Origin of the sequence: Luteibacter sp. 3190, assembly GCF_031456385.1 — a bacterium.
Taxonomy (GTDB): Bacteria; Pseudomonadota; Gammaproteobacteria; order Xanthomonadales; family Rhodanobacteraceae; genus Luteibacter.
The window spans coordinates 1,300,633-1,324,140 of sequence record NZ_JAVDUO010000001.1 but is presented as its reverse complement, the minus strand read 5'-3'; the positions used below and the strand labels follow the sequence as shown (position 1 = coordinate 1,324,140).

The following is a 23,508-nucleotide window of genomic DNA, read 5'->3' as shown; positions in this document are numbered from 1 at the left end:
TCAGGCGGTGACCGGTGCGGTCGTCGATTCGACGTTGACGAGGAACGCCTTGAATTCCGGCGTCTGCGTATTGGCGTCGCCGACCGACGGGGTCAGCGTGTTCGCGCCATAGCCTTTCCTCGCCTGGCCGGTGAAGCCCCAGTGCAGCGGCACGCCGATGACGTGGGTGGCCTTGCCGTCCACGGTCAGCGGCTTGATGCGCTTGGTCACGTACGCCTTGCAGATCACCTCGCCACGCTTGGACGACACCTTGACCCAGCCGCCCTGCGCGATGCCTTTCTCCTTCGCCAGGACCTCGCCGATCTCCACGAATTCCTCCGGCTGGAGGATCGCGTTGATCAGCGCGTGCTTGGTCCAGAAGTGGAAGTGCTCGGTGAGGCGGTAGGTGGTGGCCACGTACGGGAAGTGCTCGGGCGTGCCGAAGTTGGCCTTGTCGTCCGCGAACACGCGTGCGACCGGGTTGTGGCTCACCTTCGGGTGCAGCACGTTCTCGACGGGCGATTCCATCGGTTCGTAGTGCTCGGGGAAGGGGCCTTCCACCATGAGATCGCGCGCGAACAGGCGACCCATGCCCTCGGCATTCATGATGAAGGGACCGACGCCGTCCGACGGCTTGATCGTGGGGCCGTAGTCGGGAACGTCGACGCCCGTCCACTTCGTCCCGTTCCATTCGATCACGGGCTTCTTCGGGTTCCAGGCCTTGCCGTTCGGATCGGCGCTCGCGCGGTTGTAGAGGATGCGCCGGTTGGCCGGCCACGCCCATGCCCAGTTCGGCGCGATGCCTTGCTCGCGCGGATCCGTGGCGTCGCGGCGGGCCATCTGGTTGCCCTTCTCGGTGAACGAGCCGGAGAAGATCCAGCAGCCCGACGCGGTGGTGCCGTCGTCGCGCAGCTGGCCGAAGCCGTCCAGCAGGGTGCCGGCCTTGGTCACCGCGCCGGTGGTGGCATCGGTGAGGTCGGCGAGCGCCCGGCCGTTCATCTCCTTCGCCAGCTCCTCCGGATCCGGTTGGCGCGGGTCCGTGTACTTCCAGGTCAGGTTGAGCAGCGCGTCGGGGAAGGCGCCGCCTTCCTTGCGGTACAGCTCGCGCAGGCGCTGGAACAGGCCGGTCATGATCCAGATGTCGGACTTGGCGATGCCCGGGGCCTCGGCGGCTTTCCAGTGCCACTGCAGCCAGCGGGCCGAATTGACCAGCGAGCCGTTCTCCTCGGCGAAGCAGGTGGTGGGCAGCTGGAACACCTCGGTCTGGATCTCCGACGGCTTCGCAGGATTCTGCGGGCCGAAGTCCTGCCAGAAACGGGAGGTTTCCGTATCCAGCGGATCCATGGTGACAAGGAACTTCAGCTTGCTCAGGCCGCGACGGATCTTGCCGCGATCGGGGAACGCCTGCAGCGGATTGAAGCCCTGGCAGATGTAGCCGTTCATCTCGCCGTTGTTCATCATCTCGAACGCCTTGATGATGTCGTACAGCGGGATGTCGAGCTTGGGCAGCCAGTCGTAGGCCCAGTTGTTCTCCGCGGTGGCCGCGTCGCCGAACAGCGCCTTCTGCGAGCTGACGATGAACTTGCGGTAGTTGGACCAGTAGCTCGTCTGCCCGTTGCGCAGGGGCTTGAACTGCTTGGTCTTCATGTAGTCGTCGAACGTGGGCTCACGGTCGTACGGCATGCTGAGGTAACCGGGCATCTGGTTCGACAGCAGGCCCACGTCGGTGAGGCCCTGGATGTTCGAGTGACCGCGCAGCGCGTTCATGCCACCGCCGGCCACGCCGATGTTGCCCAGCAGCAGCTGGACCATCGCCATGGCGCGGATGTTCTGCGCACCCACCGTGTGCTGCGTCCAGCCGAGCGCGAACAGGCTGGTCATGGCCTTGTCGGGCGCGGAGGTCGCGGCGATCAGTTCGCAGATGTGCAGGAACTTGTCCTGCGGCGTGCCGGTGATACGCGAAACCATCTCCGGCGTGTACCGGGAAACGTGCTGCTTCAGCAGGTTGATGACGCAGCGCGGGTTCTGCCAGGTGTCGTCCGACTTCGCGAAGCCGTTCTCGTCCAGCTCGTAATCCCACGACGAGCGGTCGTAGCCGTGCTTGGCCTCGTCGTAGCCGCTGAACAGGCCGTCCTGGAAGCCGAAGCCCTCCTGCACGATCAGGCTGGCGTTCGTGTACGAGCGCACGTACTCGTGCTGGATGGCGTCCTTCTCGAGCAGGTAGCGCATCAGGCCGCTGAGGAACGCGATGTCCGTGCCCGGCCGGATGGGGGCGTAATAATCCGCGACCGACGCCGTGCGCGTGAACCGTGGGTCGACCACGATCAGCTTCGCGCCGTTCTCGATCTTCGCTTCGATCACCCATTTGAAACCGCACGGGTGCGCTTCGGCGGCGTTGCCGCCCATCACGATCACCACATTGGCGTTCTTGATGTCCTGCCAGGTGTTCGTCATCGCACCGCGACCGAATGATGGGGCCAGACTGGCCACCGTCGGTCCGTGTCAGACGCGCGCCTGGTTGTCGAACACCACCATGCCGAGCGAGCGGGCCACCTTCCACGTGAGGTAGGCGGTTTCACTGGACGACGCGGATGCCGCGAGCATGCCCGTGCTGGTCCACCGGTTGACGGTGGTGCCGGCGTCGTTCGTCGTCTTGAAGTGCTTGTCGCGGTCGTCCTTCATGAGGCGCGCGATGCGGTCGAGCGCGAAGTCCCAGGAGACTTCCTTGAAGTCCGTGCCACCGGGCTCGCGATAGCGCGGAGCCTTCAGGCGCGTGGGGGCATGGACGATGTCGAGCAGCGCCGAACCCTTGGGGCAGAGCGTGCCCCGGTTCACCGGATGATCCGGATCGCCTTCGATATGGATGATGTTCGACACCGCATTCTTGGCACGGTCGCCCATGCTGTAGATGAGGATGCCGCAGGCCACCGAGCAGTACGTGCAGGTATTGCGCGTCTCGGTGGCATGGGTGAGCTTGAAGGGCCGGACGGCGGCGGCCTGCGCCACCCCCGCCGCCCCGAAGCCGAGGAGGCCGAGGCTCGAGGCGGTGATGCCTAGGCCGGTGAACTTGATGAACTCGCGGCGGGTCATTGCCATCGCGTGAGCTCCCTGGAATCTGGCTGGACGTACCGCCCATGTGACCGGACGGCGGCTGGCTTGACGTTTCTCATCGAGCACCCCGCATTCACGAGGTGTTCGCACAAACGCTAGCACGAGTCCCGGGGAGCGTCGATGACGATCCTGCTCTTTCGGAGTGCTACTTTTGGGTGAGGCCGAAGAGCCGGAGGGGTTGGAGCGCACCTGGGCGCGATGGGAGCTCGCCGCGACTCCTTATCGCGCCCAGGTGCGCTCCAACGGGCGCGATGGGAGCTTACCGCGAACCCTTATCGCGCCCAGGTGCGCTCCAACAGGCGCGATGGGAGCTCGCCGCAGAACCTTATCGCGCCCAGGTGCGCTCCAACGGGCGCGATGGGGGCTAGTCGAGACCCCGATCGCGCCCAGGTGCGCTCCTACGGGCGTTTCGTTGATCGCGGGAAGGCTCAGCGGACCGGGCGGAACGCTTCGCGCAGTTCTTCGGCGAAGATCTGCGGTTGCTCCCATGCCGCGAAGTGGCCGCCCTTCGGGACCTGGTGGTAGTAGTAGAGGCTCGGGTAGGCAGCCTGGCTCCAGCTCTTCGGCGCGCGGTAGATCTCGTGCGGGAAGACGGTGATGGCGACCGGCACCTTGATGTCCCTCGTGTGCTGGGTGGCCGAGCTGAAGTTGTTGTTGTTGTTTTCCCAGTAGAAGCGGGACGACGACGCGCCGCTGTTCGTCAGCCAGTAGAGGGTGATGTCGTTGAGCATCTCGTCGCGGCTGAGGACGCGCTCGGGCACGCCGTCGCTGTCGCTCCACTGGGCGAACTTCTCGTACATGAAAGACGCGAGGCCGGACGGGGAATCGGCGAGCGAATAGCCGATCGTCTGCGGACGGGTCACCATCATCGCGCCGTAGGCGGCGTTGCGGCCGAAGAAGGTGCTGAGCGCCTCGTACGCCTCGCGTTCGTCCTTCGTCAGGTCGGCGGGGGCCGGGTCGCCGGCGTTGATCGGCTTGGACAGCTCGCCCGGTACCGTGGCCGGCATGTTGAGGTGGATCGCGAGCAGGCCCTTGGGTGCCTGGCGGGCGAGGGCGTCGGAGATCACCGAGCCATGGTCGCCGCCCTGCGACACGTACTTCGTGTAGCCGAGCCGCTTCATCAGCGTGTCCCAGGCGCGGGCGGTGCGGTCCGGGCCCCAGCCGAGCTCGCGCGGCTTGCCCGAGAACCCGTACCCCGGGATGGAGGGGATGATCACGTCGAACGAATCCTCGATCTTGCCGCCGTAGGCGACCGGATCGGTCAGCGGCCCGATGGTCTTGAGGAACTCGAAGGTGGAACCGGGCCAGCCATGCGTGAGGATGACGGGCAGGGCGTTCGGGTTCTTCGAGCGCACGTGGATGAACTGGATATCGACGCCGTCGATGGTCGTGACGAACTGCGGCAGGGCGTTGAGCTGCTTTTCCGCCTTGCGCCAGTCGTAATCGGTACCCCAGTACTTCACCAGCGCCTGGACCTGGGCGAGCTGGATGCCCTGCGACTGGTCGGCCACCGTTTCGCGGTCGGGCCAGCGGGTCTCGCGGATCCGGCGGCGCAGGTCGTCGAGCTGTTCCTGCGGGACGTGGACATGGAACGGGCGGATGCTTTCGTCGTCCTTGGTGGCGGGTGCGGGGGCGGCCGTCGCCGCGTCCAAGGCGCTGGCGGGCATGGCGTGAAGCGTGGGCGCCAGCGTGGCGAGGCCGATGGCGAGGGTCAGCGCGCGGCGTGCGAGTGCGAATGACATCAGTGTTCTCCCTGGATGTGTCGATGAATGGATGCGCTCGGCCGTCAGCCGTGGCACGCCGTCAGACTAGGCAGGGGATGCACCTGCCTCGTGTCGCGGGCAGGGGCTTTTTGCATCCGAACGTATCGCAGGGCGGTGGCTTACAAAGCGATACAAACGCGGTGGGAGCGGCCCCGGCCGCGACGGCTTTTCGCCCCGGTGCCGAGCCTCGCGCGCCAGCGCGATGGGTTGTCGCGAAGAGCTGTCGCGGCCGGGTCCGCTACCACGGGTGACCGGGTTGCTACGGTGCTTTCACGGTGCGGGTCCGATGCTCGGGTGCGAGACCAAACGAGGAGCCTGCATGGCCGGATCGTCCCGAAAGCCCAGCGGCAAGCTGTACATCGTCCGGCATGGCCAGAGTGCCGGGAACGTCGCGCGCGACGTCGCCGAGGCGAACGGCGACGAGTTGATCGACCTGAACCATCGCGACGCGGACACGCCGCTGTCCGACCTCGGCTGGGCCCAGGCGCGCGCGCTCGGCGAATGGCTGGCGGGCCTGCCGGAGGACGCCCGGCCCGACGCGATCCTGGCCTCGCCATTCGTCCGCGCCCATCAGACGGCCGAAGTACTGGCCGAGGCGCTCGGTTTCGATCCGAAGAGGATCGAGGTCGACGAGCGGCTGCGCGAGAAGGAATTCGGCGTGCTCGACCGCTACACGCGGCACGGTATCCAGTCGAAGTTTCCGGAGCTCGCCGCCCAGCGCGGCATGGTCGGCAAATTCTACTTCCGGCCGCCGGGTGGCGAGAGCTGGTGCGACGTGATCCTTCGGCTACGAAGTGTGGTCGACGGCATCCGCCTCACCAAGCCCGATTGCCGCGTCGTGGTCGTCGGCCATCAGGTGATCGTCAACTGCTTCCGCTACCTCCTCGAAGGCATGCGCGAGGAAGACATCCTGGCGGTGGACCGCGAGGGTGACTTTCCCAACTGCGGTTACGCGGAATACGACATCGATGCCGGTCCGCCCGTGCAGTTCGCGCTGCGGCATGGCCGCTTCGTGGCCCCGACCCTCGAATCGATCGAGGTGACGAGCGAGAGCGACGTGCCGACGGGGCCACGCTGATGGACGCGACGCGCGTTACCCGGGCACTGCTGACGTCGTGGCCGCTTCCGTCCGCCGACGACGCACAGAGCAAGGAGGACCGCGGCCGCGTGCTCGTGGTCGGTGGCTCGCGTCAGGTGCCGGGCGCGGTCACGCTCGCGGGCGAGGCGGCGCTGCGTGCCGGTGCCGGCAAGCTCATGGTCGTCACGGGCGCCGAGGCCGCGGCTCATCTGGGCGTCGCGCTGCCGGAAGCCGCGGTCGTCGGCGTTTCGCTGGACGAGGCCGGGGAGCTGCGTGCGCTCGAAGCCGCCCAGGTCGATCTGGTGCGGCAGGCGGGCGTAGTGCTGGTCGGGCCGGGGATGGCGACCCGCGCGTCGCCCGTGTCGGCACAGGTGGCGCGGGCCGGCGTTCCCGTCGTCGCGGACGCCGGCAGTCTTCACGCCGAGGCGCTCGAGCCGGCGGCGGGCCGCCTGGTCATCACGCCGCACATCCCCGAGATGGCGGACCTGATGGGCCTGCGGCCGAAGGAGGTCGCGGGTGACTGCGTCGGCGTCGCGACCGCGGCCGCGGAGCGGTTCCGCGCGATCGTCGTGCTGAAGGGCCCCACGACCTGGATCGCCGACCCCGAGGGTATGCTATGGAAGCACGTCGTCGACGCCCCAGGTCTCGGCACGTCGGGCTCGGGCGACGTGCTCGCCGGCGTCATCGCGGGCTTCGTCGCCCGCGGCGCGACGCTGCCGCAGGCGGCGGTGTGGGGTGTCGCCGTTCACGCGCGCGCCGGGCTGATGGCGGGTCGGCAGATCGGACGGATCGGCTTCCTCGCGCGCGAGTTGCTGCCCAGGATTCCGCGGGTGCTCGCGCAGTGGTAGGCATGCCTACCGCGGGTTGTCCGCGACCAGGGTGGACTCCGCACGGGCGTTGCGGTGCATGAAGAAGAGGGCGCGCACGTCGACGTCCACCGACATCGCCGTGGCGACCATCGCATCGGTGCCCGTGGCCGGGCCGAAGGCGTAGCCGATGTCGATCTTCTTCACGCGGGCGAGGAAATTGCCAGCACCGTCGTGCATGCGCAGGTCGACATGGCTGACGTACGGCCGGCCCGAGGCATCGGTGCTTACCTCGGCGGTGCCGTCGAACAGGCCGTCGTCGCCTTCGCCGTCCATCTGCACACTCACGCTGCCGGCGCGCGTGAACGCCTTCGGCACGTGCCGCGTGGTGAACGTGTAGACGGTGCGCCCCGCATCGCGGCTCGCGACCTGCGCGTTCGCGCCGATGACGTCCTTCAGTTCGGCATACGAGGCGAGCGCTTTCTTCGGTTCCTTGCGCGGGTCCACGATCACCGTTTCGACCTCCGGCGCGTCACCGCCCGTGACCGTGGTGGTCGTGCGCAGCATGCCGCGGACGTTCCCGGGGGCCAACGCGTCGCGCGCGAGCGCTTGCTGGAGCAACGCGTCGGCCGATGCCGTGCCGGCAACGACGAGCAGCGCGATGCCCGCCACGATGTCTTTCAGTCCCATGGGCTACTCCCTGATCGATACCGCCGACGGTAAGACGCGCGCGGGAACGGGCCATGAGCCATTGGTCACAGGGAGGTCGCAGGTCATGGCGACTCGACGCATGGCTACTTGTGGCTGACGGGTACGAGGTAGCAATCTTGCCGGGAATGTCCGGGATGAGGCCTGGTGGGCCGCGGGGATCGAAGGCGACGATGCGCGAGTGGTTGAGGGGGATGGGCAGGGCGGTGTTGATCGCCGTGACGGCGCTGCTGCTGTGCGCGGCGGCCAGCGCGCCCGACACGCTCGGCAGCTACCAGCACACCGCCTTTCTCAAGAAGGATGGCGCGCCCGGTGACGTCGCCGGGCTGGTGCAAGGCCGCGACGGATTCCTCTGGATCATCGGCACGAAGGGCCTGACTCGTTTCGACGGGGTGTCGTTCACCGCGTTCGAGCCGCCAGCCGGCGAGCGGTTCGAACAGGCCCAGCTCGATCGGATCGTCGCCGCGCCGGGCGGTGGCGTCTGGGTCACGAACATCCGGACCGGTCCGTCCCTGGTGAGGCACGGCCACATCGAAACGTTCGGGCCGGCGCAGGGCTTCCCGGGACGCGGAGGGCGTTTCTTCACGGCGCGGGACGGCACGGTATGGATCGCCACGCCCGACGGGTACCGCTCGTTCGACGAGGCGCGCCACGCGTGGGTGCGCCGTCTTCCGGCCAAGGACGACCTCGACATGATGGATGCCGCGTTCGATTCCGACGGCAACCTATGGATCGCGCGCGCGGGTCTCGCGCCGGTCGTCGTTCCCGAGGGACGCGAGGCTCCCGTCGACGTGGCTGCCGCGTCCCGTGACATCCGGAAAATCCGGGTCGGCCGGTCGGGACGCATGTATCTGATGGGGACGGATTCGGTGCATTTTTTCCGCCGCGAGGGCCTCTCGCTGACGGAAACCGCGTTGCCGTTCGACTTCCACGCCTTCGGCCTCTGCGAGGACCGCGAGGGGAACGTGTGGCTGACGTCGCCGACGAACGGGGTGGTCTTCATCTCGCGCGCCGCCATGCAGGCAGCGGAGGAACGTCACGCGCTGCCGGCGTACGAGACGATGCGCAAGGCGGAAGGGTTGAGCGGCGGCGTCGCGTGGCCCATCGCGGAGGACACCGATGGCAACGTCTGGATCGGCAGCGAAGGCGGGATCGATCGCTTCACCCGTTCCGTGTTCACGCAGGTTCGCCTGCCCGAGGGCATCCACGAAGTGTCGGCGGCGGTCCTGAAGAACGGGGAAGTGTGGGTGGCAAGCGAGACGCGGCCCGCGATCCACGCCGTGCCGCCGGCGTCCTGGCAGGAGGCCGGGATCGGCAAGCACGGTTTCGCGGCGTTCCTCGACCGGCATGCCGATGCCGCGCTGATCGCCAACACCACCGGTCTGTGGCGCGCCGACGAGCGGGGCGCCACGCCCGTGGCCACGTTCGCCGAGCGGGTGGGCGTGGGTCGTCCCGCGTGCGTGGTCAGCGACGCGAAAGGGCGGATCTACCTCTGCCCGATTTCCGACACGTCCGGCGCGGTCTCGTGGGACGGCACGGCCTGGAACACGGTCATCCCGCCGCCCGCTTTGCCGCGCGTGGCGGCCGTCGGCGACGACGACGCGATCTGGATGGGCGGCGTCGGCTCGCTGTGGAAGGTCCTCGATGGAAAGGTCACCGCATGGACCACGCGCGATGGCCTGCACAATCGCGCGATGAGCGTCATCGCGCCGGTGCGCGGTGGCGCATGGATCGGCGGCGAGAGCGGCATCGAATTCTTCGACGGCCATCGCTTCACGACGCTTCGCGGCAGCGAGGCCGAGGCGTTCGTGCCGACGACGGGGCTCTTCCTCGACCCTGCCGGCAACCTCTGGGCGCACACGCTGGGCGGCGTGGCACGGATCGATGCGGCGAGCATTCCGGGCGCGCTCGCATCCGGCGGCAAGCCGTTCACCTACCGGATGTTCGACGAATCCGACGGCGTCCCCGGCGCGCCGGATCCGGACCGGACGCTGCCCACCCTGCGCGCGAGCGCGGACGGGCGGCTGTGGGCACAGACGACGGCCGGGCTGGCGTGGATCGATCCCGCGAGCATGCCCGTCTCCCGGAAACCGGTCAGCCCGGTCATCGAGACGATCGCCACGAGCCAGAGGCGCCTGCCGGCGAACGAGGCGGCGACGCTCGACGGCACCGAGCGGTCCGTGCGCATCGCCTATACCGCCCCGGCGCTCTCCGATGGCCCCCGTCTGCATTATCGCTACCGCTTGCGCGGACTCAGCGACACCTGGGAAGACGTGAGCAACCGGCGCGAAGCGGTGTTCACCAACCTGCCGCCTGGCGCATACACCTTCGAAGTCGCGGCGGTGGGGCAGGACGGCGCGGCGAGCGAGCGCGTCGCCACCTTGCGGCTGACGCGCAATCCGGCGCTGCACGAGACCTGGTGGTTCCGCGCGCTGGCGTTCCTGCCGCTGCTGGGACTGATCTGGCTATGGCAGCGCATCCATGCGAGGAACCTTCGCCGGCGTCTGAAGATCCGCGCCGACGAGCGCGACGCGGTGGCGCGCGACATCCACGACACGCTGCTGCAGCGTTTCCATGGCCTCACGCTGACGCTGCAGGCATGGGCCGCGGACGACCGCTTCCCGGCGTTCTGGCGGAAAGAACTCGACGACATGGCGCTCGAGGCGCGCGACGCGATCGTCGAAGGGCGGCAGCGCATCCTTTCGCTACGGCGCAGCGGCGACACCGGCCTGGCGCTCTACGACGACCTCGCCGCGGAAGGCTCGCTGCTGCAACAGCGCCACGCCATGGCGTTCGTCCTCGACGCGAAGGGTGAGCCGCGGCCGCTGCGTCCGGAATGCACGTACGAGCTGCGCCAGATCGCGCTCGAAGGCATGCGCAACGCCTTTACGCACGCGAAAGGGACGACCGTGAGCGTCACGCTGAACTATGCCAGCGACGCGCTGTGGCTCAGCATCGTCGACGACGGCATCGGGATGCCCGCGGAAGCGACCGGCACGACAGGCGCCGGGCGGTTCGGCCTGGTGGGGCTGCGCGAGCGGGTGGCGCGCGTGGGCGGCGTGCTCAACGTCGATTCCGCACCCGGCGAAGGCACCGAGCTGCACGTGAAGATCCCGGCGCGCCGCGCCTATATGCGGGCGGGAGCGTCGCCGGCGGCCTAGTCGAGAAACCCGCGCTGCACGGCGATCATCACCGCGTGCGTGCGGTCGTGCGCGCCCAGCTTCGCCATGATGCTGCGCATGCGCGACTTGACGGTGTCCTCCGAGACGCAGAGCTCGTCGCCGATCGTCTTGTTGCCCTTGCCCGCCGCCGCGAGGCGAAGAACGCTCAGTTCGCGCGCGGTGAGGTTGTCGGCGGCGGCGTGCAGCGCGATCTGGTAGGCCAGTTCGGGCGCCACCACGTGTCGGCCGGTGAGCGAGGCCCGGATCGCGTGGATGATCTCGTCGAGCGTGGCCGACTTGAGCAGGTAGGACGTGGCGCCCAGCGTCAGCGCGCGCATCACGCGTGCGTCGCCCGGGTAACTGGTGAGCACGATGATGTTGGCGTCCGGGAATTCCTTGCGGATGGCCTCGATCGCTTCGAGGCCATCGACGCGGGGCATCTGCAGGTCGAGCAGCGCGACCGTGGGCCGGAGCTGGCGGAAACGCTCGATGGCTTCGGCGCCGTCGGCGGCCTCGCCGACCAGTTCCATGTCCGGTTCGCGCGCGATCGCCGACGTCAGCCCCTGTCGCATGGCCGGATGGTCGTCGGTGATCAGGATCCGGATCTTCTCCGGCGCGGCGCTCGTATCGCTCACCAGGGTCTCCTCCCCGTATGGACAAGCCTGGGCCGTCCCGCCCGTTCTCCCCGGACCACCGCAGCCCCGCCATGGTCGTGTGATGCCGCGATCCGTTCAATACCCAAATGGATGAATCTCGCGGTCGGCCCGCGCATGACACGAAAGTGTGACCGGTCGTCCCACGAATGGGCCGGCGAGCGCCACGTCGGAGGGTATCGACGGACCGCGAGCGCCCCTAACCTGATGTCGCCGGGTCCACAGGGGGGCCGACGATCCGGCACGCAGCCTCGAGGGAGTCGCCCATGTCGTCCATGCTGATGTCGTCCGTCGAGGACGCGCTGATCCTCCTGCTCCAGCGGGCGAGGGTGGATCGTGTCCAACCGTCCGACGCGTTCGTCGAGCACCTCTCGAATGCGTTGCTGGCGGCGCGCGATGCGGCGGACGCACCGCTGGAAGCCGGCGCGCCCAGCGTCCGCGGGGGCCTGGCGACCTGGCAGCTGCGGCTCGCGTTCGAGCACCTGACGCGGGAACTCGATGCGAGCCGCGCCGTGCAGGGCGCGGCCCAGGCGTGCCGCACGTCGCGCGGGCATTTCTCGCGCGCGTTCAAGGCGAGCACGGGCGTGTCGCCGTCGCGCTGGCACATGGAGCGACGGATCAGGGAGGCCGAACGCCTGCTCGCGCAGCGCGACATTCCGCTGGTGGAGATCGCCGCGCGTTGCGGCTTCTCGGACCAGAGCCACTTCACCAACGTCTTCTCGCGCCACCGGCACGTATCGCCGGGCGCGTGGCGCAGGCGCGCGGCGGCCTGATTCGCATCGAAGGCGACGGGTGTCCCGCGGTAGGATGCTTCCGGCTCTTTCCCGGGAACCCTTCGGTGTCGCGTCTTCTTCGATCCTCGCCCTGGCTCTTGCTGCTCGCCAGCCCGCTCTGCGTGGCATCCGGCGGGAGCTATCTCGTGGACGACGGGGCGATCACGCCGGCGGGGCATTGCCAGCTGGAGAGCTGGCTGCAGTTCGGCCGGGCGTCGCGAAGTGCGAACAGCGTGCCGGCCTGCAGCTGGGGACCGGTCGAGTTCTCGTTGCCGCTGTCCACGGGCTGGCACGTCGGCGGCCCCGGCGTGGCGCCCGGCGTGAAGTGGCAGGTGGTCGACGGCGCACGGGTGCAGACCGCGCTCGCCGCCGGTGCCACCTTCCAGCACGCGCGCACACGTTCGACGTATGCGTATGCCGCCACCACGTACCAGCCCGACCCGAACGGGTGCTGGGCGTTCAACGTCGACGTCGGCGCGACGCGGCCGCAGGGGCAGGGCGCGCAGCGGCTCCTCGGTGGCGGCGTCGAGTTCACGGTGTCGCCCGACATGACGCTGCTGGCCGAGGTCCTGGATACCGCCGGGGCTGGACGCACATGGCAGGGCGGCGTGCGTCTGCCGTTCGGCGACGACAGCATCGACCTCGTCGTCGGGCGCAGCGTCGGGCGGCAGGATGACCGCTGGATCAACATGGGCCTCAATCTGGCGTTCTGAACGCACCGCGCGAAACGAGGTGGATGGTACCTCCCGACGCGGTGCTAGGATCGACACGCCTCCCGACCGACCTTGCCGGACGCGACATGGAACCCTCGCCGGAAACCGCCGATGCAGCGCCGCCCGTCCACCGTATCCGTTGGGCTTCGGTGATTCGTGGCGAGAAGCTCCTGCCCCTGGCCTGGCTCACCTGTCTTGCCTTCCTGATCTTGCCGGAGACGCTCCTGGCGCATCTGGAGCGCACCGAGTGGCTCGTCTGCGTGTTCGCGTGGCTGTTCCTCATCGTGCTCGGCTGCGCCGTGGCGGTGGTCCGGCACGCGGAGCATCTGGCGCACCATCTGGGCGAACCGCGCGGGACGCTGGTCCTGACGCTCGCCGTGACATCGATCGAGGTCATGAGCGTGACCGCGGTGATGCTGCACGGGGAGAACAATCCGACGCTGGCGCGCGACACGCTGTTCTCCGTGACCATGATCGTGCTCAACGGCATGGTCGGCATGTCGCTGCTGCTCGGCGGCCTGAAGCACAACGAGCAGGCCTACAACCTCCAGGGCGCGAACGCGTACCTGGGGCTGATCATCCCGCTGGGCGTGCTGGCGATGGTCATGCCGGACTTCGCGCACGGCGCGGTGGGAGCCTATCGTCGACTGCCGCATCAGCTGTTCATCGCGATCTTCGCGTTCGTTCTCTACGTCACCTTCGTGTTCCTGCAGAACCGGCGCATGCGCGGCTACTTCGTCGAGGACTCCGCGAAGGTGCGGGACACGCGCGAGCGGCCGGTCGACCGGGGGCCGGGTACGTCGGCCGTGCTGCTGATCGCCTACATGGTCCCGGTGGTGTTCCTCGTCGATCACCTCGCGGTGCCGATCGACTACGTCATGGAGACGCTGCACGCGCCCATCGCGCTCGGCGGCCTCGCGATGGCGATCCTGGTGGCGATGCCCGAGGGGCTCGGCGCCATCCGCGCGGCGAACCGGAACGAACTGCAGCGGTCGGTCAACGTGTTCCTCGGTTCCGTGTTGTCGACGATCGGGTTGACCGTGCCCGCGATCCTGCTGATCAGCCGCGTCACGGATCATCCGATCACCCTGGGCCTCGACCATAGCGATCTGGTGCTGTTCGTCCTCACGCTGTTCATGTCCGTGGTGACCTTCTCGAGCCCGCGCACGCATCTGCTGCAGGGCGCGGTGCACCTGATGCTGTTCGCCTGTTTCATCTTCTTCGTGTTCTTCCCCTGATCCACGGCGGCGGGCATCGCGCCGTCCGCGCGGGTATCATGGGGAACTCCGAAGCAAAGGCCCTCCCCATGCCGCTTTCCGCCGATGAGTGACCGGCGCGCACGCATCGCGGCGCGTTTCGAGCGCGTCACGAACCACGACTGGCTTTCGCCGACGCAGTGGCGCAGGCGTATCGTCTTCTGGGTTGGTGCCATCGTCGTCGGCCTGGCCGCGGTGCTCTTCGCACGGGCGGCGGACTTCGCGTCCGAGGCTTTCCGCGGGATGGCCGCGCACGGTCGCTGGGTGCCGTTCCTCGTCACGCCAGCGATGTTCGCGCTGCTGTGCTGGCTCACGCAGGGAGCGCTGAAGGCCACACGCGGCTCCGGCATTCCACAGGCGATCGCGGCGCTCAAGGTGGAAGACGACGGCTTCCGCTCGCGGCTGCTCGCGTTGCGCGTCGCGGCGGGCAAGATGGCGTTGACGCTCGCGGCGCTGCTTGGCGGCGCGTCTGTCGGGCGTGAGGGGCCGACCGTGCACGTCGGCGCGGGACTGCTGTATTCGCTGGGGCGGCGATTCGGTTTCGACGAACCGGCCGCCGCCGGCCGCTTCATCCTCGCCGGCTCGGCCGCCGGTCTGGCCGCCGCCTTCAACACGCCACTGGCCGGCGTCGTCTTCGCCATCGAGGAGATGTCCGGCACGTTCGAGCACCGGATGAGCGGCACGCTGCTCACGGCGGTGATCGTGGCCGGCGTCGTGTCGCTCGGCATCCTCGGAAACTACGCCTACTTCGGCGATATCACCGCGGCGCTGCCCTTGGGGCGCGCCTGGATCGCGGTGCTGCTGACTGGCGTCGTGGGCGGCCTCGCCGGCGGGCTCTTCGCGCGTCTGATCATTCCATCGGCGACCGGCATGCGCGGCGTCCTCGGGCGACTGCGCGCGCGGCAGCCGGTGATTTTCGCCGCAGCGTGCGGCCTCGCCCTGGTGCTGCTGAGCCAGCTCAGCGCCGGCGGTCTCTATGGCACCGGTTATGCTCAGGCGCGCGACATCCTGCAGGGACATGGCGACGCCGGGCCGCTGTTCGGCGCCCTGAAATTCCTCGGCAACATCGCTTCGTCGTGGGCCGGCATCCCGGGCGGCATCTTCTCGCCGGCGCTGGCGGTCGGTGCAGGACTGGGCGGCAACATCGCGCACTTCCTGCCGGGCGCCGACGCGTCGGCCGTGGTGCTGCTGGGCATGTCGGCCTATCTGGCCGGCGTCACGCAGGCGCCGCTGACGTCCGCCGTGATCTCCCTGGAGCTGACGGCGAACCACCAGATGGCGTTGCCGATCATGGCGGCGTGCCTGCTCGCGCGCGCGGTATCGGCGCTGGTCTGCCGCGTGCCGGTGTACAAGGCGATGGCGGATGCCCTCATCGCCCAGTATGCGGCCGAGCGCGATGGCGCCGCCCGGCCGCCGTCGGCACCCTAGTTCAAGGCGTGAGCACGACCTTGCGGCAATCCTCCTTCTTCGCATCGAAGACGTCGTAACCGCGCGCGGCGTCGGCCAGCTTCATCCGGTGCGAGATGATCACGTCCGGCTGGAGACGGCCGTCCTCGATGGCGTCGAGCAGCTCGGGCAGGTATTTCTGCACGTGCGTCTGGCCCATCGCCAGCGTCAGGCCCTTGTCGAAGGCATCGCCGAGCAGGAAGCCGTGGATGAAGCCCGCATAGACACCGGGGATGCTCACGATGCCGCCGCGGCGGGTCGCGGCGATGCACTGGCGGATCACCTCGCCCGAGCTCGTCTCAAGTTTCAGCGTGCTCATCACGGTTTCGACCGTGCTTCCCTTGGCTTCGAAACCCACGGCATCGATCGACGCGTCCACGCCGCGGCCGTGGGTCTTCTCGAGGATCGCCTCGGAGGAATCGACTTTCGAAAAGTCGATGGGGATGGCGCCGTAGGTCGCCGCCGCGAAGTCGAGGCGGTACGGTTCGTCGTCCACGATGAAGATGCGCTCCGCGCCGAGCATGCGCGCGCACGCGGCGGACATCAGGCCGACCGGCCCCGCGCCGAAGATGGCGACGGACGAACCCGGACCGATCTTCGCGTTGAGCACGGCCTGGTAGCCCGTGGGAAGGATGTCCGAGAGAAACAGCACACGCTCGTCGTCGAGGCTGCCCGGGATGACGAACGGGCCGACGTTCGCCTTCGGCACGCGCACGAACTCGGCCTGGCCACCGGGCACGCCACCGTACAGGTGGCTGTAGCCGAACAGCGCGGCCGGCGGCGTCATCATGGCGCGCTTGCGCAGGCTGGCGCCCTGGTCGGGATTGGTCGTTTCACAGGCCGCGTACTGCTCGAGCTCGCAGAAGAAACAATGGCCGCAGGCGATGACGAAGGGAATGACGACGCGGTCGCCGACGGATACCTCGGTGACGCCGGGGCCGGCTTCCTCGACGACGCCCATGAACTCGTGGCCGAAGATGTCGCCGTGCTTCGTTTCGGGGATCTTGCCGTGATAAAGGTGCAGGTCGGAGCCGCAGATGGCGGTGGCGGTCACGCGCAGGAGGATGTCGTCGGCTTCGACGATGCGCGGATCGGGAACGGTTTCGACGCGGACGTCCCTGGAACCGTGATACGTCAGTGCTTTCATCGGGGTGGGGGCTCCATGAAGAGAGCCCCCACCGTTGCACCCGCTATCTCAACGTGCGGTCATCGCGGCGTGCGATCGCGTTGACGACGCCGTCTCACTTGCCGAGGTTGGTCAGGAACTTCTTCGTGTACTGCAGCACGGTCGTGCCGGGCACCGAGTTGCACGTCGGCGAGGCGAAGCCGCCGCCGCAGGGGTTGTCGCGGTCCAGCGACCAGAAGTGCACGCCCGCGAGCTTGTTCGCGGCCGCGTATTGCGTGACCTTGTCGATATCCGCGACGGTGAAGGTCTCGCTCACCACGTCGTTCAGGCCGATCATCGGCGTGATCTCGATCCGGCTCAGCGGGATGCCGTAGGTGTGCTGCAGGTTCTGCACGGCCTGGATCGCCGACTGGCCCATGTCGCAGCTGCCGTTCTTCACGACGCAGATGGAGGGGCCGGCGCTGCCGTAGTCCATGGTCATGAGGTTGATCGTGTAGTTCTTCAGGCCCGAGGCCTTCACCGCGCGCACCACCGCGTCGCCCGTGGCGTTGACGCCGCCGTAGCTGCCATCGGAAGCCGCGAGAGTCGCCAGCGTGAAGGAGAAACGCAGGTTGGGATACAGGCTCTCGGCGTAGACCGCGTTGCTGACGAGTGCGTTGAGCTGTGCGGGCGTCTGCCCGGACTCGATGTCGAAATCGACGCCGACCATGTGCGGGGTCATGTACGTGGAAAGGAACTTCGCCATGCCCGCCGCGCTGCTACAGGTGAACACGCCGGCCTGGCCGCCTGTGGAGACCACGTAGTTGATGCCTGCGCTGTTGAGCCGCGCGATGTTCGCGCTGGCGAAGGCCGAGGCGGGCAGGCCGCCCCAGTTCTCGCTGCCGCATTCGCCAGAGGCGAAGGCGAGCGTGATGGCGCCGAGGTTCGGAACCTGCGTCGAGACGAGGCTGCCGCTGCCGACGACGGGTATCCGCGTACCCGTCACCATCGTCGACATGATGTTCGTGTTCCAGTCGAGGTTGATGGTGATGTCCTTGTAAGGACTGAAGAGCAGGTCGCCCGCGGCGGGCGGCGGATTGTCGGGCGGGTTGTCGGGCGGATTGTCCGGAGGCGTGCTGCCGCCGTCGCAGGCGCCCTGGGAGGTCCAGGGCTGGCCCGATCCGGGCCCACCACTGCTGGTGGCGGGGTCGTTGCCCTGCGTCCACCAGTTGGCCACGTAGTTGGTGCCGTTGCGGCTGGCGGTGCTGCCGCCGGTATAGACGGCCGTGGCGGACCACGCGGCGGCGCATGCGGTCGCTGCATGCGCCTCGTGGACGGGAACGAAGGACGACAGCGCGATGGCGATGGCGACACCGAGCGTGCCGGTGCCGGCACGGGCCGCGATGCGGAACGATGGACGAGTGAACATGGGAGCGCCTCCAGATCGAAGTGAATGGAAGGGGCTTCTCCGGTACGCGTCGCGCGGATCCGTTCGGTCCCCTTGCAACCCTGCCGTACTGCCGACTGCGAAAGCGGCTCCGGTTTAATCCCGGGATGACAACGTTGTCTATCGGCTGCGAGGCGAAGTGTGACCGGCGGCGTGAATGTCCACTGGACAGGAAATGGCGCGTTGCGGTGCGGTTGACGAGTCGGATAGCCGACAGGCGATACATGGCGGTTGACGCGCCGCGACATGCGCGGCGCGTGCCATTTGTCCGCCGGTCGTCGTGAATGACAACGAAGGACAGGCGACTCCTGCCGAAAAGGTGCCCTTACGGCAGTTCCTTGATGCGCAGGTTGCGGTACACGAACGTGATCGGTTCGACGCCCTTGTCCTCGCCGCCCTGCAGCGCGATGTGGCCCTTATGGAAGCGGGCGAAGTCCGGCATCTTCGCGAACTTGGTCTTCGCGACGAGCGCGTTCCATTCCGGCGTCCACAGCGTCGTGTCCACCGTGGTGTGGCCGTTCTGGATGAAGCGGACGTGGCCGTGATCGACGATGATCTCGACCGCGTTCCAGTTACCGGCCTCCCTGACGTTTTCGATGTCCGAGGAGATGAGGTCGAAGAGGTCGCCAGAGCGTTCGTAGAGGGTGTAGCTGTCGGGCTTCGTGCAGACCAGGTCGGCGATCTGCATCTCCGGACCGGTCTCCCAGGTCTGGTGGTACTTCGGCGACTCCTGCACGTTGAACATGATGCCGGCGTCGGCGCAGGGGGTCATCTTCCATTCGAGCTTCAGATGGAAGTTCTCGTATTCCTTGTCGGTGACGAGATCCGCGACATCTTGCGCATCGGCCTTCCGGTTGCGCTGGAAGTGGATCATGCCGTCGACGACGGTCCAGCCCTTCGCCGCGCCTTTCTGCCCGAACGAATGCCAGCCGGTGAGCGTCTTGCCGTCGAAGAGCGAGGTGAACCCCGCTTCGTCGGTGGCGGCGTGGGCGGGCAGCGCGGCGATGCAGCAGGCGAGGACGATCGCTTTCACGTGAGCTCGAATCATGGCGGACTCCGGGGGCAAAGCCCCGAGGGTAGCGCGTTCCGTCATGGCAGCGACGAGACCATCGTCGATTCGTGACGCGCGTCGGGTCGTGCGTCCGGCCTCGTCGCGACGACCGACCGCCTCGCCGCGGGCACCGGCGTGCGCCGGTGCGACGTGAGGGGCTCGTGGAAACCCTCACCATCGCCCCGGCGCACGATGTCACCGCGTGCGAGCGGACTTACCAGCTCACGCCCGCGCCCACGCCGACCGTGCTTTCCGAGCCCGAGCTCGACGCGCCGATCGACACGCTCGCGCGGTTTCGGCTGAAAGCGCGTTGGTAGCCGATCGCGAGGGCCGACTGGCCGCCGTAGTTGCCCGCGCCCACGCCCAGACGGTTCTCGCCGGAAAGTCCCGACGTGTTCATGCTCATCTGCGACAGCGCGGTGCCCATCGCACCGACGCGGTCGAGGCGCTGGTTGACCTGGTGGAAGCGGTCGTCGACGCGGTTGCGGAACGTGTCGAAGTCGCTGCGGCTCACGCCGTTGTTGATCTTGCTGTCGGTGTACGCGTTGGCGCGTGCGAGGGTCTGCTGGTCGCCGTTGTCCGCATAGGACTTGGCCGTGGCGAGTGCCTGGTCGACCTGGCTGACGTTCGCGGCGTCGGTGGGAGCGGTGCCGGCGGCTACGTTCACCACGCGGCGCTGGTTCGCGGCCGTGCCGACCGACACGGTGTTCGCCTGGTCCGCGACGGATCCCGCACCGAGCGCGACGCTGTTGGTCGCGGTGGCCGACGCCGCCTGACCGATGGCCGTGCCCGATGCCGCGGTCACCGACGTGTCGGCTCCCACCGCCACGGCGTTCGTGGCCGACGCGGTGATCGTGGCGTTGCTGCCGACGGCGGTGCTGCCATCGGCGCCGATGGTGGCGTGATCGCCGATGGCCGTGTCGCGCGGATCGGTGGCGACGCTGCCGCCGCCGACCGCGAGGCCGTTGCCGCTGCCGGACGGTACCGACGGATTCCCCGGCTGGCCGCCGCCGGGCGCGTTGCCGAGTTGCTGCCGGATATCGTCGATGCCCTGCAGCGCGCTGGAGAGCACGCCGTCGACGGCGGCGAACGCGTCGCCCACGTTGTCATAGCTACCGCCCTGGATGGCGTACGTGGGCGGGACGAAACCCGCCATGCCCATCGAGGCGCCACCACCGAACGCGCTGGCGAAGGCGGCGTTGACCGCGGAATCGCCGACGGTGACCTGGCCGATCGCCGCCTGCAGCTGGCCGACGTTGACGGCGTCGTTGGCATCGACGCCGGCGCCGAGGTTCGTGATGCGGCGCGTGAACTGCGGGATCTTTTCGCCCCAGCGGTTCGTCAGCGTGCCGTCGCTGCCGACGGAAACCACGTTGCTGTCTCGCGTGGCGGAGTTGGTGCCGAGCGCGACGCTGTTGGTGCCGTCGTCGCTGACGGTGGCGAAGTGGCCGATCGCCACCGACTCGTCGCCCTTGGCCAGCGCGAGGTCGCCCATCGCGATGCTGTTCGTGCCGTACGCCCAGGTGGACGAGCGGTTGTCGCCGCCGATGGCGATCGCGTTGATGCCCGTGGCCGCGGCGTTGTAACCGATGGCCGTGTTGTTGTTCTCCTGCGCGTAGGCGTTGTTGCCGATCGCGATGGCCGCCACGCCCTCGGCACGCGCATGCGCGCCGACGGCGGTGGCGCTGTCGTTCAAGGCCATGGCGGCGGCGCCGATCGCGGTGGCTTCGTAGCCGGACGCCGTCGTGAGGTCGAACACGCCCGGGAAGACCTGCGACGCACCGCCGATCGCGGTGGCGCCTTCGGCGGTACTGTGCGCGCCGTTGCCGATGGCCGTGGAGTCGTCGCCCTGCGCGGTCGACTCGTTGCCGATCGACGTCGCGCCGAAGCCGTAGCTCGAGGTGAGCGAGCCCAGCGCGATGGCGCTGTCGCCGTTGGCCTGGGCGCTGCCGCCGATCGCCATGGCGAGATTGCCCGTGGCGGTGGTGACCTCATCGGACAGCGGCGTGCCGCCGCTGTCGACGGCGACGCCGCCGATCGCGATGGTGCCGGCGTTGGCGGCGGTGGCGCCCGTGCCGAACGCGATCGCGTTGGCACCCGACGCGGCGGCGCCGAAGCCGACCGCGGTGGCGTAATCGCCGGCGGTGTTGGCGGCCTGCCCGAGGGCGATGCTGCCGGCGCCCTGCGCGATGGCGGCAGTGCCGATGGCGGTGCTGCCGGTGTCGAGCGCGACGGAGCCCGAGCCGATGGCCGTGGCATCGTCGGAGGCGGCGAGCGCGCTCGCACCGATGGCGACGCTGTGGAAACCATCGGCGTAAGCATCGTCGCTGCCGTCGGACGCGCCGTTGGCGGCGAAGTAGCCGCCCGGCGCGATGTCGGAGGCGCTCAGCACGCGGTGCGCGGCATCGAGGCGCGGCGCGGTGGTCAGCGGCGCGGCCGCCTGTGCCGAGGTGCAGGCGACGCCAAGCGCGATGGCGGCGGCGATCGCGCGTCGCGCGGGGAGCAGGGTGGTGCGGGTGAAACGATTCATGGGTGTCTCCGTGGAGAAGTGGGTCAGGGGGCGACGAAGCTCGCCTGCACGCTGAGGTTCGGGGCGTCCTTGACGCCGAGGACGCGGAGGAAATACGTGCCCGCCGCCGGGCGGGCCAGGACGACGGACTCCGCGTTGCCCGCATGCGCGGACACGTAGTCGTAGGCGCCGTCGGCCGGACGCGCGCCGACCTTCACCTGGAGGGTGACGTCGCCCGAACCGCCGAAGGTACGGATGACGAGACTCTTCGCGCCGGCCGGCACGTCGATCTGGTAGTAGAGCGACGTACCCGCGTAGCTCGCGACGTTCGTGAGCAGGCCGCCGTTGGTCAGTTCCGGCGTGTAGTTGTCGCCGAGAAGGGCGAGCTTCACCGCCGCCGTCGCATCGACGATGCCCGCGCCGGCCGGCGTCGCGGTCGGGAACGGAACCTTCGGCTTGTGCGCCGTCTGCTTCAGCGCGCTGACCACCGCGGCGGGCGTCATCAGCGGCTGGCCCGCGGCGAGGCGCGCGCTCTGCATCAGCGCGACCGTGCCCGCGACGTGCGGCGTCGCCTGCGACGTGCCGGCGTAGCCGCCGTAGGTCGGTTCGGCCGGCACGGTCTCGCCGCCGTTGATCGCCTGGTAGACGAAGCCGCTCGTGACCGGGGAGCCGCTGGTACCGTCGTTGGCGTAGATGCCGCCACCGGGTCCCGCGATCGCCACCGGCTTGCCGTAGTTCGAATAGAAGGCCAGACGGCTGGTGATGCCGACCGAGGCCACGGTGATCGCACCGGGGCAGCTCGCGGGTGAGTAATACGCCGAATCGTCGCCGGAATTGCCGGCGGCGACGACGACGACCGCGCCGCGCGCGTTGGCCGCCGCGATGGCCTGCGCCATCGGGTCGTCGGGCACGCACTGGCCCTGGCCGCCGAGGCTCATGTTGATGACCTGCGCGGGATGCGTGTTGTCGGGCACACCGTCGACGTGGCCGCCCGCGGCCCAGACGATGCCGTCCGCGATGTCGCTGTCGTAACCGCCGCAGTGGCCGAGCACGCGGACCGGCAACACCTTCGCGCGGGACGCCACGCCGGCCATGCCGAGCCCGTTGTTCGTCAGTTCGGCGATGGTGCCGGCGACGTGCGTGCCATGCCACGAACTCGGTTCGGGCTGGCAGCTGTCCGACCACGGTGCCTCGGTCGTCCAGTCGCCGGTGTCCCATCCGCCCGGCGCGCGCCCGTCGCTGGCGCGGCCGGAAACGAACGCGTCGGTGATGAAGTCGTAACCGGCGTCGGCGAGCGAGGTGTCGAGGTCGGGATGCTGCGTGATGCCCGTATCCACGACGGCGACCGTGATGCCGTCGCCGTCGGCGAGGCTCCAGGCGCCGGGAAGGTTCGCGCCGCCCTGGTTCGGCACCGCGAGATCGGTATCGGGCGTGCCGTCGGGCGCGCGCAGGTGCCACTGGTCCTTGGCGTAGTACTCGTCGTCTGGAGTCACCACGTCGTCGGCGCGGAAGTCGCGCACGGCCTGGCGCATGCGGTCGGGCACGATCGACTTCACCGCCGGGTCGGCCGCCATGCGGGCGAGGAACGCGGCCGTCTCGTTGGCATCCAGCTTGCGCGACAGCTTCAGCACACGGCTGCCGATGGCGAGTTTGCGCAGGTGGGTCACCGTGGGCGGCGCCAGGCGCGCACCCTTCGCCGAGGCGAACGTCATGCGCGACAGCGCGACGCTGGCGGTCTGCGTCGCGGCGAGCGCATCGCCGTCGTTGCGATAGGTGACGATGAACCGGTCGAACGACGGCTGCGTCGTGGTGGCGACGTCGATGGTCCGAAGGGGATGTGACGCGGGCTGCGCGGCGAACGCCGGGACGGCGGTGGCCACGGCGAGGACGCCGATGAGGCGCAAGGACAGGCGAGGCATGGTGCGGGTATCTCCCCGGTGGTGTTGGCG

General features: G+C 68.7%; 16 protein-coding genes. 7 read left to right on the top strand and 9 right to left on the bottom strand.

The annotated features are described in order from the left end of the window. Both fdnG and J2X58_RS06050 read right to left on the bottom strand, forming a co-directional pair. Positions 1 to 3,075 (bottom strand): formate dehydrogenase-N subunit alpha, encoded by a 3,075-nt coding sequence (gene fdnG, locus J2X58_RS06055; RefSeq protein ID WP_090053219.1) that lies wholly within the window; start codon positions 3,073 to 3,075, stop codon positions 1 to 3. Positions 3,076 to 3,518: 443 nt separating this feature from the next. Then, positions 3,519 to 4,832: an epoxide hydrolase gene (locus J2X58_RS06050; RefSeq protein WP_310046998.1), complete on the bottom strand. Its 1,314-nt coding sequence runs from the start codon at positions 4,830 to 4,832 to the stop codon at positions 3,519 to 3,521. A 307-nt stretch (positions 4,833 to 5,139) separates the two neighbouring features. On the opposite strand from J2X58_RS06050, the gene J2X58_RS06045 reads away from it, so the two are divergent. Continuing rightward, a complete protein-coding gene (locus J2X58_RS06045; protein ID WP_090053223.1) occupies positions 5,140 to 5,931 on the top strand; it encodes a histidine phosphatase family protein in 792 nt (263 codons plus the stop codon). After that, positions 5,931 to 6,779 carry an NAD(P)H-hydrate dehydratase gene (locus J2X58_RS06040; protein WP_310046997.1) on the top strand — a complete coding sequence of 283 codons (849 nt, stop codon included), beginning with the start codon at positions 5,931 to 5,933 and terminating at the stop codon, positions 6,777 to 6,779. The genes J2X58_RS06045 and J2X58_RS06040 overlap by 1 nt, the downstream gene beginning before the upstream one ends. A 6-nt stretch (positions 6,780 to 6,785) precedes the next feature. Here the strand turns inward: J2X58_RS06040 and J2X58_RS06035 are convergent, their stop codons facing one another. Then, positions 6,786 to 7,427, bottom strand: coding sequence for a hypothetical protein (locus tag J2X58_RS06035; RefSeq protein ID WP_310046995.1), 642 nt, complete (start codon positions 7,425 to 7,427; stop codon positions 6,786 to 6,788). A 191-nt stretch (positions 7,428 to 7,618) separates the two neighbouring features. Here J2X58_RS06035 and J2X58_RS06030 point away from each other — a divergent pair, with 191 nt between their 5' ends. Continuing rightward, positions 7,619 to 10,606, top strand: a complete 2,988-nt coding sequence (locus tag J2X58_RS06030) for an ATP-binding protein (RefSeq protein WP_310046993.1) — start codon at positions 7,619 to 7,621, stop codon at positions 10,604 to 10,606. Here J2X58_RS06030 and J2X58_RS06025 read toward each other — a convergent pair. After that, complete coding sequence (locus tag J2X58_RS06025) at positions 10,603 to 11,241, bottom strand: response regulator transcription factor (RefSeq protein ID WP_310046991.1); 639 nt, start codon at positions 11,239 to 11,241, stop codon at positions 10,603 to 10,605. The two genes, J2X58_RS06030 and J2X58_RS06025, sit on opposite strands and share 4 nt — an antisense overlap. A gap of 284 nt (positions 11,242 to 11,525) precedes the next feature. Here J2X58_RS06025 and J2X58_RS06020 point away from each other — a divergent pair, with 284 nt between their 5' ends. The 4 genes from J2X58_RS06020 to J2X58_RS06005 all read left to right on the top strand — a co-directional run bounded on the left by J2X58_RS06020 (position 11,526) and on the right by J2X58_RS06005 (position 15,429). Beyond that, complete coding sequence (locus J2X58_RS06020; RefSeq protein ID WP_310046990.1) at positions 11,526 to 12,032, top strand: AraC family transcriptional regulator; 507 nt, start codon at positions 11,526 to 11,528, stop codon at positions 12,030 to 12,032. Between the two features lie 65 nt (positions 12,033 to 12,097). After that, entirely contained in the window at positions 12,098 to 12,745 is a 648-nt protein-coding gene (locus J2X58_RS06015) for a hypothetical protein (RefSeq protein WP_310046989.1), read from the top strand. Positions 12,746 to 12,831: 86 nt separating this feature from the next. Next, positions 12,832 to 13,983, top strand: coding sequence for a calcium:proton antiporter (locus J2X58_RS06010; RefSeq protein ID WP_310046988.1), 1,152 nt, complete (start codon positions 12,832 to 12,834; stop codon positions 13,981 to 13,983). Positions 13,984 to 14,067: 84 nt separating this feature from the next. After that, a complete protein-coding gene (locus tag J2X58_RS06005; RefSeq protein ID WP_310046986.1) occupies positions 14,068 to 15,429 on the top strand; it encodes a chloride channel protein in 1,362 nt (453 codons plus the stop codon). Position 15,430: 1 nt separating this feature from the next. Here the strand turns inward: J2X58_RS06005 and J2X58_RS06000 are convergent, their stop codons facing one another. From J2X58_RS06000 to J2X58_RS05980, 5 genes are all read right to left on the bottom strand, one after another. Further along, on the bottom strand, positions 15,431 to 16,594 hold the full coding sequence (locus J2X58_RS06000) for a zinc-dependent alcohol dehydrogenase (RefSeq protein ID WP_310046985.1): 1,164 nt from the start codon (positions 16,592 to 16,594) through the stop codon (positions 15,431 to 15,433). A gap of 94 nt (positions 16,595 to 16,688) precedes the next feature. Next, positions 16,689 to 17,981, bottom strand: a complete 1,293-nt coding sequence (locus tag J2X58_RS05995) for a carbohydrate-binding protein (protein ID WP_310046983.1) — start codon at positions 17,979 to 17,981, stop codon at positions 16,689 to 16,691. Positions 17,982 to 18,324: 343 nt separating this feature from the next. Beyond that, the gene (locus J2X58_RS05990) at positions 18,325 to 19,047 is read right to left on the bottom strand and encodes a DUF1080 domain-containing protein (RefSeq protein ID WP_310046982.1); all 723 of its coding nucleotides are present in this window, start codon (positions 19,045 to 19,047) and stop codon (positions 18,325 to 18,327) included. Between the two features lie 217 nt (positions 19,048 to 19,264). Continuing rightward, positions 19,265 to 21,580, bottom strand: coding sequence for a YadA-like family protein (locus J2X58_RS05985; protein WP_310046981.1), 2,316 nt, complete (start codon positions 21,578 to 21,580; stop codon positions 19,265 to 19,267). A gap of 23 nt (positions 21,581 to 21,603) precedes the next feature. Continuing rightward, complete coding sequence (locus tag J2X58_RS05980; protein WP_310046979.1) at positions 21,604 to 23,478, bottom strand: S8 family serine peptidase; 1,875 nt, start codon at positions 23,476 to 23,478, stop codon at positions 21,604 to 21,606. Positions 23,479 to 23,508 lie beyond the last annotated feature (30 nt).